The sequence below is a fragment of the Chryseobacterium sp. PvR013 genome (assembly GCF_017833095.1).
Taxonomy (GTDB): Bacteria; Bacteroidota; Bacteroidia; order Flavobacteriales; family Weeksellaceae; genus Chryseobacterium; species Chryseobacterium culicis_A.
Genome location: NZ_JAFIBT010000001.1, coordinates 1,196,408 through 1,209,306 on the forward strand (window position 1 = coordinate 1,196,408; position 12,899 = coordinate 1,209,306).

Sequence of the window (12,899 nt, forward strand, 5' to 3'; positions counted from 1 at the left end):
TATGTTGAAGTGTTTAGTGTTTAAATTCCTGTCCGTAGTAGGCATTCTTGCCGTGCTTACGTTCGTAGTGTTTTTTGATGAGCGAATCCTTCAGACGTTCTGCATCAGGATTGATCTGCCTGGTGAGATAAGCCATTTCGGCAATGGTTTCCAGTACTTTGCTGTTGTAGACTGCTTTCTCAGCATTTTTTCCCCAGGTAAACGGACCGTGATTGCCGATCAGAACCATTTCTACCTCTTCCGGAGAGAGCTTCTTTTCTTTAAAGCATTCCAGAATCTGGATTCCTGTATTGTATTCGTAGTTTCCTTCAATCAGCTCATCCCGCATGGGTGGAGCGCAGGGAATATCTGTTGTTAAATGGTCTGCATGGGTGGTCCCGAAAACAGGAATATCCATTTGTGCCTGTGCCCACGCCACGGAATAGATGGCATGAGTGTGTGAAATTCCACCGATATTTCCCCAGTTCTTATATAGGTAAGCATGAGTTTTGGTGTCGGAAGAAGGTCTGAGTCTGCCTTCAATGACATTGGCATCAAAGTCCAGAATCACCATATCTTCCGGCTTTAAAATGTCGTAAGGGACACCGCTTGGTTTAATGGCAAAAATTCCTTTATCACGGTCTACAGCACTCACATTCCCGAAAGTATACACCACCAGCTTCAGCGCATCCAGCTGCATATTCGCTTCATAACATTCTCTTTGGAGTTCTTTATAAGTATTCATTTTGAGTATCATTCAAAAGGTTAATATTCAGGAGTTCTGAAGTTCTTTCCTGTTGTTTTTCAGTTGGGTATTGTATTCTACAAAATCAGCGAGCTTCTGGTATTGCTTCATTAGTTTTCTGTAGTGCTGTACTTCTTCGGCTTTGGGTTGGTATTCCGCTTCAAATCCGGAGCCCATTTTTATACTTGCTTCCTGTACAGTCGGATAAATTCCTGCTGATACGGCTGCATAAACAGCAGCCCCTAACGCGGGAGTCTGGTCCGAAGCGGCAACAACAATCGGCATATCCAGGACATTAGCTAGTGTCTGCATGATAAACGGCGATTTCCTTGCTACTCCTCCGATCCCGATCACTTTATTGATTTTCACACCTTCCTCTTCAAAACGGTCAACAATTTTTTTAGCTCCAAAGCAAATAGCATTCACCAAAGCTTTGAAAATATGAGGTGCTTTTGTTCCCAAAGAAAGCTGGCTGATGGCCGCTTTAAGCTCCTGATCTGCATCCGGTGTTCTTCTTCCATTGATCCAGTCTAATGCAATCGGAACACTGTCTGAAAGAGGAATTTTTTCTGCTTCAAGAGTTAATTTCCTGATAAGTCCGGTCTCCATTTCAGCAACGAGCTTTGCCTTCTGTGCGTCTGAAATACTTTCGGAATACATCATAACCTGTTGAACAGGCCACATCAGAATATCTTTATACCATGCTAAAACATCTCCAAAGGCGGATTGCCCTGCTTCAAGCCCTATCAAGCCAGGAATTACGGAGCCGTCAACCTGTCCGCAGATTCCCTTTACGGTTCTATCCCCAATGGCTTCCCGTGAGGCCACCATAATATCACAGGTAGAAGTTCCCATGATCCTGATGAGCGTATTTTCTTCCACTTTTGCTCCCACAGCTCCTGAGTGGGCATCAAAAGTTCCTACGGCAATAATCGTTTTGGTGGAAAGACCTGTTTTTGCCGCCCATTCTTCATTCAGATAGCCTGCAATTTCATCTGAAGTATAGGTTTCCCTGTATAATCTTCTTCTAAGCTCTCCCAGAGAAGGGTCAAGCCTGTTAAGAAATTCTTCAGAAGGCAGGCCATCCCATGACTGGTGCCACATTGCTTTGTGACCTGCTGCACAACGGCTTCTTTTAAAGGTGGTAAGATCTTTATGATCTGATAAAAGATAGGTAAGATAATCACAATGTTCCATCCAGGTAAAAGCAGTATTCTTTACCTCTTCGTCTATTCTATTGATGTGTAATATTTTCGCCCAAAACCATTCTGAAGAGTAGATTCCACCTTCAAATTTTGTATAATCTTCACCACCCCATGTTCTTGCAAGAGTGTTGATTTCTTCGGCTTCCGGGATAGCGGTATGGTCTTTCCATAAAATCATCATGGCATTGGGATTTTCTTCAAATCCGGGAACCAGTGCTAAGGCAATACCATCACTGTTTACAGGTAACGGTGAAGAGCCTGTGGTATCAATACAAATACTAACGATGTGCTCAGGTGGTATCCCGCTTTCTCTTACTACTTCTGAAATAGTCTTCTCCAGACCTTCCATATGATCTGAAGGATGCTGCCTGAAACTATTTGCTGAGGGATTACAAAATCTACCTTCTTTCCATCTCTGATAATAGCTGACTGAAGAAGTTATTTCAGATCCGTTTTCTGTATCGCTAAGAACCGCCCGTACGGAATCTGTGCCATAGTCCAGCCCGATAACATATTTTTTCATGGTTGTAAAACGTTTTTGATTGTTGAGATTTCAATTCTCCTGATGAGATAAAAACAAATATAAGATTCTATTTTAAATAAATGTAAAAAACACACTTATTTTTTATAAACACATATATTACAATAAATTAAATTGTTTTCACTTTTAAAACCACTAAAGAATTGGCAGGAATTTCCGTTGAAATTTCACCATTTTTGGTTTCAGAAATCTCTTCTTTAGGTTTTATCGGTTCAGCATCGAAATTATTTTCAGTAGAAAGCTGTGGTGCAGACAGAAGGATCTTAGTTATTTTCTTACCCATTTTCAGAATTCCAGAATTGACACTAACCGTTTTAGCATGATTATCAGCATTAACCATTTTAATAATGATCTCATTATTTTTAGCATCCCTCACTGCGGTAGCGTATAATTTTTCCTTGCCGGATACAGCTTTTCCGTTACTTTCTATTTTGAGTAGATCCGTTCCTTTATTGTTGGAAAATAATTTCTGCACATAATAATTGGGAGTGGCATAAGATTTCAGGTTATTGAACCAGATGAGATCAGGTGTCCACTGCCAGCCATCAGCATGTGCTAAAAGTGGTGCATAGGAAGTCATATAAACAACATCTGCGTTTCTCTCAAGACCAGTCATAAAAGTGGCTTCTGAAAGTGCAGTTAACCAGTTATTTTTATTATCAGGTTTTACCACAGCTACAGATTGGGCTGCATATTCTCCGGCAAAAACTTTAGGTCCGGAACGGTCATATTCGTCATATCTTCCGGCATTTTTCATGAACCATTCGGGTGAGTTATAATAATGTTCATCGACAATCTGTGCATTAAGCTGTTTTAGTTCTCTCCAGCCATATTCAAAGAATTCGCCATCGGGTGACGGGCCGCTTCCGGAGATAATCTTAATGTCAGGATATTTTGCATGAATGGCTTTTTCAAATACTTTATAGCGTTCGATATAATCTGCTCCCCACTGCTCATTTCCCACTCCGATAAATTTTAAATTAAAAGGCTTTGGATGTCCCAGTTCAATACGGATTCTCCCCCATTTTGTTCCGGAATCTCCGTTGGCAAATTCAATAAGGTCCAGAGCATCCTGAACATAAGAATCCAAATCTTCCATTTTTACCAGCTCGGCGGTATTGAACTGACATGCCATTCCACAGCTCAGAATAGGAACAGGTTCTGCGCCGAGATCTTCGGAAAGCTGGAAATATTCAAAAAATCCCAATCCGAAAGACTGCCCGTAATCCGGTGTAAGCCTGTGCGGAAATCCTGTACTCCATTTATTGATGAGATATTCGCGGTCTGCAACATTTTCTATTGTTTTTTTCCACTGATAGCGTTCCGCCAATGTTCTTCCTTCTACAATACAGCCTCCCGGAAATCTCAAAAATCCGGGCTGCAAATCATATAACTTCTGAACGAGATCTTTTCGCAAGCCTCCTTTTCTGCCTTTCCAGGTATCCCGTGGGAAAAGAGAAATCATATCCATGTTCACAATACCATTTCCTGTAAATGTGATCCGAAGTTTTGCTTTTTCAATGGTTTGCGATGCTTTGAAAACGGCTGTATACTTCTGCCATCCCTTTCCTTTGATGAGTGTGGAAACTGAAGAAATTTCCTTACCGTTTTCATCAACAAGACTTGCATTTACTGCAGCAATATTTCCAGAAACATTCTCCAGATTAAAGCTGAAATCATATTGTTCTCCCTGATGAAGGCCTATTCCTCTGAATCCTTCATTCTCCAGAATATAATTTTTATCATTGAGAACGGTAATTCTTGCGTAATTTTTATTCGTTTTGGCAGGATCAGAATAAATGGTCAAAAATCCGGAATCCAGATTAGGAGAAAGTGTTTTTGTATTAGGTTGTTTCCATCCTGTGAAAGGTTCGTCAAATTCAAAGCTGCGGTTTTTAATCAGTTCCGCATACAATCCGCCATCTGCCGCAAAATTGATGTCTTCAAAGAAAATCCCGTACATGGTGGGCTGTATTTTAATAGGTGCAGAGGTTTCTTTCAGATCCAGATTAAAAGTACGGACCGTATTATTCTGAGCCGAAAAAAAAGCAGCACTGAGGGAAATAGCAATGGAAAATATTTTATTTTTTGTTGTCATAGATCGTATATTTTGAAAGCTACAGTAGGGTTGCAATGGTTTCAATTGTTCCGGATCAGTTTTATTTTACTTTTATCGGAATACTTTTCAACCCTGCATCATCAGAAGTTCCGCCATAAAAAATGGTATAGTCGCCAGGTTTTGAAACCAGATCATCTGCTTTTTCATCATAGAAGGCAAATGAGTCTTTAGAGAGCGTCAGCTGAATATTTTTTGTTTCTTTAGATCTGATTAAAGTCCTTTCAAAAGCTCTTAACGTTTTTACCGGTGCCTGGGTATCATTATTTCTTTTGATATAGACCTGAATGACTTCTTCGCCATCCCTTTCTGAAACATTGGTTACCGGAATTGTGATCGTTACATTTTCGTTAGTACTGATTGTATTTTTGCCCAGCTTTGAATCTCCGTAAACAAATTTTGAATAGCTCAGGCCATGTCCGAATTCGTAAAGAGACTTTTCTGTCATATAACGGTACGTTCTCCCCTGCATATCATAATTTTCAAAACCTTCATGTTTGCTTGTCTTTGAAAGAGCGTTGTCCAGCTGTTCAAGGTTTTTATAAAAAGTAATGGGTAATTTTCCGGAAGGATTATAATCCCCTGCCAAAACATCTGCCACAGCAGTTCCTCCGGACTGTCCGCCATACCAGGCGTTCAACAATACATCGTAATTTTTCTCATCCTGTTCCAATCCCAGAGCGCTTCCGGTACAAAGAACAAAGACAACAGGTTTTCCCGTTTTTCTCAGTTCTGCCAAAAGTTCCCGCTGCACTTTGGGAAGGGCGATCGAAGTTTTGTCCCCTCCTCTGAAGCCTTCTGCATTCACCATCATCTCTTCACCTTCCAGACTTGGAGAAAGTCCGCCTGCAAAGACAATGACGTCTGCATTTTTTACCTTTTCTCTTACTTGAGCAAAATTCACGGGGTCTTTTCTGTACACTTCAAAGGTGATGCTCACATATTTTCCTTTTTGTGTATGACGCAGCTCTATCCGGTATTCTTTTCCTTTTTCCATTTTTACAGGAAACTCTGAAGGATGTCTTGCGTCAGGTCCTTTTCTTGTAGCAATTTCTTTCCCATCCACGAAAAGTGTATAGATATCAGAAGTGGAAGCAGAAAACACAACATCACCTGTATAAGTGCTTTTGAAAATGCCTGAAATAATAGCTGAAGTATTTTCTCTTCCTACATTGGGTGCAAGCTGGGTTCCTCCAAAGCTGTTGTAGCTGATAGCAGTGGAATTTACGGAAGTATTGGCCGGTTGACCCTTAAATTCATTGTTATTGAAAAACGCTACTTTCATTCCTTTCGAGCCGTTTTTCTGACTGATAAAATTCTGATAGAGTGAAGTTCTGGACGAAGGATCTGTTACTTCACTTCCTTTTTCGTAAATAATTTCAGCATTCGGGAATTTGGTTTTGACTCCATCTAAAATGGTTACCATGGAAGAAGGAGTTCCGTTATAGTTTCCCAGCTGCATCAATCCATCATCAGCATTCGGGCCTACAACTGCAATTTTTTTAATACTTCTGCTGAGAGGCAGAATATTTTTTTCGTTTTTCATCAGCACAATTGATTTTTGTGCCATTTTTAATGCCTGTTTTTTATGCTCTTCAGAATCTACTACAGAATATGGAATGGTATTCCAGTGAACGGAAGATTTCGGATCAAGCATACCCAGTTCCAACCAGCCTTTCAGGATTCGGCGCATCGATGCATCGATATCATTTTCGGTGATCAGGCCGCTTGCAAGAGATTTGTTCAGATTGTTATATGTATCTCCGCATTCAAGATCTGTAGAATGTTTCAAGGCATCTGCTGCGGTTGTTTTCTCGTCAGGATGGGTGCCATGGTATTTTTTCTGAAAGAAATCGGCCAGTGCCCAGCAATCTGAGACCACCATTCCGTCATACTTCCATTTTCCACGGAGAATTTCAGTAAGTAAAGTATTGTTTGCACAACATGGCTGCCCGTCAAAAGCATTGTACGCACACATCACTTCTCTTACATTTCCTTCCTGAACCAATGCTTTGAAAGCGGGCAGGTAGGTCTCATACAGATCTCTTTTTGAAATTTCTGCATTGTAAGAGTGGCGATTCCATTCTGGTCCGCTATGTACCGCAAAATGTTTGGCGCAAGCATGGGTTTTAAAATATTTCGGGTCGTTTCCCTGCAAACCTTTGACGGCTGCCACCCCGAGAGCAGAGGTAAGATAAGGATCTTCGCCGTATGTTTCCTGGCCTCTTCCCCATCTTGGATCACGGAAAATATTGATATTGGGTGTCCAGAAGGTGAGCCCTTCGTATCGTCCTGTTTTTTGAGCATCATCAAAAGACCTGTTGTATTTCGCCCGTGCTTCATCAGAAATCATTTCAAAAGTTTTAAAATGTTCCGGAACATCCCATGTGGCTGCCATCCCGATCGCCTGAGGAAAAACAGTAGCTGTTCCTGCTCTTGCCACTCCATGCAGCGCTTCATTCCACCATCCATAAGCAGGGATTTCCAAACGGGGAACTGCCTGGGAATTATCCATCATCATTCCTATTTTTTCTTCTGTTGTCAGTAAACTAAGAAGGTTTTCTATTCTTTCATTCACCGGAAGATCCGGGTTCCTGAACGGGTATCTATAATGATCTTGTGCAAACAATAAAGGCACTGCCAGTATTGCACATAGGGTTAATACAATTCTTTTCATAAATAGTATGGTTTCAATAAAGTCCCGAAAACTCTTATGATATTTGCGGCTAATTTTCCAACCACAGATTTCAAAGATTTTCAAAGATGACTGTATGTATGTTTTTAATGCTTCTCTGTTTCAATCTTCATTTTTATTTCATCATTGTATGGATATTGATAAAGCCATCATAACAATAGCTTATGATGGCTTTGGATTCCATTTACTCTTTGACAAATTTTTGTTTTACCACCGTATTATTTTTTTGAGTAACCTCAATAAAGTAAATGCCAGCCGGGAAATCTCCCATATTAATCTGGTTTTTTCCCTGGTTTATTTTCAGTCCGGATCTGATGACGCTTCCTTTTGCATCAAAAATGGTGGCAGCAGCTTCTGAAAAATCAGAATCAATGAAAAGATCTGTTTTTACAGGATTAGGATATATTTTTACACCCTCTTTTTTAGTTTCCATAGAAATATTTCTGGTGCTTAATGATCCGAAATTTAAAGGAAGAACGTTGGAAGAATAGGTATTCTCTTCTGTAAGATATGCTTTGAAAGAACCTATTGAAGGCTCACTTCCGGCTGTTACTTTATAGAAACCTGTTACTCCGTTTTCTGTTTTCAGCACATAAGCATTAGCCGGAACTTTGATACTCTGATAGACTCCGTTTATCTGATTGAACGTGATTGCTTTGGGTGTGGAAACATTTCCTGAACCGTTGAACGTAATATTTCCTGTTGCATTGATGATTACCGGAGTATTTGCAGGAATGATTCCGTTTGAAATTGTGGTACAGTTGATATTACTGGCATCGGGAGACATCATATAGGCAGTAACTCCGGATGGTATATTAGCCTGAAATGGTAAGATCAATACGTCATAACCATTAAAAGTACGGCTGTAAGAAGCGGTATTGGCGGTAAAATTAAAAGGTACCTGAAAATCCGTGTTCTGACCGGAAAGGACAAGATTTGAACAAGTTGTACCTGCAATCACATTATTGGCAGATGAGCTTACATTCGAATTTACATAATAAATGCTGTTGGTATTAGTACTCATAGGCTGCCAGTTATTGGAGGAAGTAACTCCTGATGTATTTCTGAAATCTACAGAAGTGTAATAGCCATTTTCAAGGGCATCCATCAGATAACTATCACTTGCGGAATAAGTTCCTCCGAATTTAGAAGCAATTTCATTACCTACATTGAAATAAACATCTCCCAGATTAAAGGTAAGCACAGAGCTGTAGTTGGAATTTCTCAATCCTAAAATTCCTTTGCATCCATCTGTAAGAACCTGTCTGGAAATATCGAATGTGATATCAAAATTTCCTCCCTGGGGAAAATTAATCTTTCCATAATTATACGATTTCGTTACACCCTGGCTATTGATATAATATAACGTTGTATTGTCTGAATAGCTTTGTCCTGCTGTTGTATAGCTGTTTACATGCAGGATTAGCTTATTATACCTGTCATTAAGCTGAAGATATCCGTTAGCCGCAGTCATATTATTGCTGATAAGAGGGCTTGGATTGGAGAATGTTACGGTTGTATTACTTATATTGAATCCTGTACCAAAGGCTGTACTGGTAGCAGTCTGGGTTTCAATTTTATTATAATGAATATCGCCGCCTGTCATCAGAGAAGCAGGTCTGTCACCGCTTTTATTAAAAACAAAAGTCATGACACTGGAAGGACTGATGTCAGCTGTAGGTCTGAATGTTGCCGTACCCATTGAAATCGGTGTGCTTACCATATTGGATTGCATATTGGTAAGAACTTTTGTTCCTGAAGTCGTGTAAAAAGGCAGATCTACCTTTAAACTATACGTGTTCTGAGAAGGATTAATGACCATAAGAACCACCTGATTTCCATCCTGGGAAATATAGGATGAGCCTTGTAAAACACCGGTTTTGTCATCCCATTTGGCTTCTATTCTCGTTTTCCCTATTGTATATTTGGCATAATGTGAAAGTATATAGCCTCTTTTGGTCATTACGCCTGCGGAGGTTCCGTAAGCTCCGTCACCCATTAACCCATAATACCTTTTGGAAGAGTAATGGATCCATGCATTGATATTCCCTAATAATGCATTGTTGACACTGCTTGCGAAAGTAAAAGCATCTGTATTCCAGCTGAAATCCCGGGCCGGCTGGGTGGCTGAAGAGTTCCAGTTGATCAGATATTCTGTCTGCCAGATTTCTTTGTTATAATTCTGGAATTGTTTATAGGTAGACTGAATAAGACCATACTGATGTCCTCCGTATACTTCAAAATTGGCCATTGCAATAGGATCCAGCAAAGCACTGGCAAAATTATCCGTAAATCCTACACTTTCCGGAGCAATCACTTTGCAGTTGATGAGTTGTCCGTAATTTTTGATAAAATTAGTAATCTGTGCAGGCGTCCAGATACATCCCTGATACTGAGCCATTTCATCCGGCTCATTTTGAATAGAAATATAATCAAGATCTACCCCATTATTTTGAAGATAGGTGACAAAACTGTTAAGATAAAGCGCATAATCTTGGTAATTTTCCGGCTTTAAATATCCAATCTGCTGTACTCCATTGGCATCGGTATAGACAGCATTTACATGGTTATTGGTTTTCCAGGCTGCGGGCATTGTCCACGGTGAAGCAAAAATAGTAAGCCCCATAGATTTGGCGAGCTGTGCTGTAGCCAGTACGGAACTCCAGTTACTGCTGTTCTCGGGAATATATAATCTCATAATGTTATAACCGCCTTCACTGGAAGCACCCCAAAGCGTTTGAATTTCTGATGTAGACATATGGTTATAGGCAAACTGTGGACTGCAGACAAATCCTCCAAACCCTCTAATTTTCTGATAAGCAGTATTCTTGTCAATTTTTACCGTAGTAAGCTGTCCCTGCAGCATCAGACTGCAAAACAGAGCGATAGAATGAATGGTAACAAGACTTAAAATTTTTTTCATAATGTTTTGGTTTAAATATTTTGTGATTTTGTGTGTTCCCGGTGAGACAGTTAATTTCAATAACTATCAGAATCCGGCTTGGAATATGAATGTTTCATGGTTAAAGTATTGTTTGTGATAAGTACCTTGCACTAGTGAAGCATTTCGCTTTCGGGAGCGCCCAGGTAAGAAGGTTTTAACCCTCCGGTATTGATCAGGAGTTTTTCCAGGACAATGCCTGGCTCCAGCACTTTGAAGCGTAATGTGTGTTTTCCTGCCTGCAGAATTGAATGTTTGGTAACGGATTTAATGATATGTTCAGACTGCCATCTCCCCAATTCTCCTTTATAATGACCATTGAAGTTGACAACCTGTGGAGTTTCGTTGTCAAAAGAAATCTCATAACGGAGACCTTTGTTGTGGTTAAAATTTAAAGTAGGAGCTAAAAGAAGTTCAACCTCAAACTCACCTTTGGATTCAAAATTAATCTCATATTCCAGCCAGATATTTTCTTCAGCTTTAGGATAGGTATTTTGTGGAAATGTGGTCACCCCGGATTTTGTTTTTCCGAAATCAGGAATCACTTCCCAGTGGATTCGGTCAGAATTGCTCATTCTTGCAAAATTTTCTGCCTCAATGGAAACATATCCGTTTTTCTCCTGAAATACCTTTTCTTTGGAAACCTCAGCGTCAGAAACATAGATTACTTCAGGCATTATATTTTCTTTTCCGTCTGCCCAGTTTTTATATCCTATCCTCATCTGATCCATCATATGCTTCCATTTTCCTCCGGCAATCACATTATTGTATTGCTTATCCAGATAAACGTTTCTTTCAAAGCATACTTTCACTTTATCTGCGTAGAAATTGGCTTCCGGATCTTTTTTCGCTGCCAGTTCTCTGTTTTTTGCTACCGCATAGTACATTTCATATAAATTACTGCATGCGTCAATCGGATACAAAACCAACTGATAATAGGCATCCTGGTATTCAGCAGGAATCTGTTCTTTTAATCGTAAGGCTTCTACTGCCAGAGCCCTGTAATCATTTAAAACAACTTCAAATTCATGATAATTTTCAAGGCTGTACGTTTTGCTGTCAAGGGTTTCAGGGGTTACTCTCCTGTTGTATTTGGCATACAGATTAATCATCCCGGCAATTTCTTTTGCGTGTTTTTCACCAAACTGCTGAGCAGCCCATTTTTCAGTATATTCCAAAAGGTTTTTAGCATTAAACTGCTTTGGATTCCAGGCCATTTCCAGAAAAAAACTAATCGGAAATTCCATGGGTTTTAAATCTCCCACATTCACGACCCAAAGCTTATCTACCTTATGTTCATAAGAAAGATTCATCTGTTCCCAGACTCTCTGGATGGGACTTATGTTGATCCATTTGGAGTTTCTCGGTCCGCCCACATAATCGAAGTGGTAATAGATTCCATATCCTCCTTTATGCAAAGGTTTTGAAAGGTCCGGAAGCTTTCTTACATTTCCCCAGTTATCATCACAGAACAGCAGGATCACATCATCCGGAACCCGCATTCCTTTATCATAATAATCCTGAACTTCTTTATATAATGCCCAGACCTGAGGGGTTTTCTCTGCTTTTTTCCCCGTAACATCTACAATGATTTTACGCTGATCTTTTACAATTTTCTCCAGCAGGGAAATATTGGTTCCCTCTCCCATCGCTTCGTCACCGTCACCCCGCATTCCCACTGTAACGAGCTTTTCCCAGTTTTTGCTTCTTTCGAGTCCGGATTTCCAGAATTTTTGCAGTACTTCTGCATTTTTAGCGTAATCCCAGACATTCGGGAGGTTATTTTTTTTAATATACCTGTGCCAGTCGGTCTGTGCCAAAGCCATAGGTTCATGGTGCGAAGTTCCCATAACAATACCCATTTCATTCGCTAACGGCCCGCTCAGAGCATCATCGTCATAGAATGCTTTTCCCCACATTGCCGGCCAGATGTAATTTCCTTTTAGTCGCAGGATCAGCTCAAAAACTTTTTCGTAAAACTTGCTGTTTACTCCGCCAAATGTAGATCTTGCCCAACCTCCGAGTGAAGGTTCCTCATCATTAAGGAAAATTCCTCGGTATTCTACAGCAGGCTCACCATCAGTATAGATCCCTTTTTTGAAATATAAATTTTCTTTTTTCTCAACCGGAACATCTGCCCAGTAATACCATGGTGAAACACCTATTTGCTGAGACATTTCATAAATCCCGTAAATGGTTCCCCTTTTATCACTTCCTGCAATCACAATGGCCTCAGAAACTCCCGGAAAAGGATTGCTGACATTCTGAATGATATATTTTTCTCTTTTTCCGATTAATCCCCTACCGTCCAGTTTTTTTTGCCTGATTAAATCATCAATGACCGATTTTGTCCCGACCGTTCCGATAATGAGTAAAGGCGACTGCAATCCTGAAATACGGTTAAGAATCACAGGCTGCTCTCCTGTCACTTTCTCAAAGTCGGTCTGCAGATTTTTCACAGCCCTCATAATCCCCTGATCTGTTCCGGAATTAGTAAAAATCGAAAGATGGAATGTTTTTTCTTTTAAAGCGATACTTCCGGAGGTTTTCTCAGTGGTGATGAACGGTTCTGCTGCATGAATTTGTATACAAAACCCAAATAATACAGTGAGAAAAAATATTTTTAAATGATTCATAATCAGTTCTTTTAATTTTCAAAAGCTTTATAGTCTTTTTA

General features: G+C 40.0%; 6 protein-coding genes. All 6 read right to left on the reverse strand.

Annotation, left to right across the window (positions count from 1 at the left end; all coding sequences use genetic code 11):
* Window positions 1–13 precede the first annotated feature (13 nt).
* The 6 genes from JOE44_RS05500 to JOE44_RS05525 all read right to left on the reverse strand — a co-directional run bounded on the left by JOE44_RS05500 (window position 14) and on the right by JOE44_RS05525 (window position 12,858).
* Window positions 14–724, reverse strand: a complete 711-nt coding sequence (locus JOE44_RS05500) for an L-ribulose-5-phosphate 4-epimerase (RefSeq protein WP_209789105.1) — start codon at window positions 722–724, stop codon at window positions 14–16.
* A 27-nt stretch (window positions 725–751) separates the two neighbouring features.
* Window positions 752–2,452: a ribulokinase gene (locus JOE44_RS05505; protein ID WP_209784691.1), complete on the reverse strand. Its 1,701-nt coding sequence runs from the start codon at window positions 2,450–2,452 to the stop codon at window positions 752–754.
* Window positions 2,453–2,579: 127 nt separating this feature from the next.
* Entirely contained in the window at window positions 2,580–4,568 is a 1,989-nt protein-coding gene (locus JOE44_RS05510; protein ID WP_209784692.1) for an alpha-L-arabinofuranosidase C-terminal domain-containing protein, read from the reverse strand.
* Window positions 4,569–4,629: 61 nt separating this feature from the next.
* The gene (locus JOE44_RS05515; protein ID WP_209784693.1) at window positions 4,630–7,263 is read right to left on the reverse strand and encodes a glycoside hydrolase family 3 C-terminal domain-containing protein; all 2,634 of its coding nucleotides are present in this window, start codon (window positions 7,261–7,263) and stop codon (window positions 4,630–4,632) included.
* Window positions 7,264–7,465: 202 nt separating this feature from the next.
* Complete coding sequence (locus tag JOE44_RS05520) at window positions 7,466–10,204, reverse strand: T9SS type A sorting domain-containing protein (RefSeq protein ID WP_209784694.1); 2,739 nt, start codon at window positions 10,202–10,204, stop codon at window positions 7,466–7,468.
* Window positions 10,205–10,335: 131 nt separating this feature from the next.
* Window positions 10,336–12,858, reverse strand: a complete 2,523-nt coding sequence (locus JOE44_RS05525; protein ID WP_209784695.1) for a glycosyl hydrolase 115 family protein — start codon at window positions 12,856–12,858, stop codon at window positions 10,336–10,338.
* Between the last annotated feature and the right edge of the window lie 41 nt (window positions 12,859–12,899).

Bases quoted from the DNA above. Each gene is read 5' to 3' on its own strand.
- JOE44_RS05510 (WP_209784692.1), bottom strand. From the start codon at position 4,568: ATGACAACAAAAAATAAAATATTTTCCATTGCTATTTCCCTCAGTGCT.
- JOE44_RS05505 (WP_209784691.1), bottom strand. From the start codon at position 2,452: ATGAAAAAATATGTTATCGGGCTGGACTATGGCACAGATTCCGTACGG.
- JOE44_RS05500 (WP_209789105.1), bottom strand. From the start codon at position 724: ATGAATACTTATAAAGAACTCCAAAGAGAATGTTATGAAGCGAATATG.
- JOE44_RS05515 (WP_209784693.1), bottom strand. From the start codon at position 7,263: ATGAAAAGAATTGTATTAACCCTATGTGCAATACTGGCAGTGCCTTTA.
- JOE44_RS05520 (WP_209784694.1), bottom strand. From the start codon at position 10,204: ATGAAAAAAATTTTAAGTCTTGTTACCATTCATTCTATCGCTCTGTTT.
- JOE44_RS05525 (WP_209784695.1), bottom strand. From the start codon at position 12,858: ATGAATCATTTAAAAATATTTTTTCTCACTGTATTATTTGGGTTTTGT.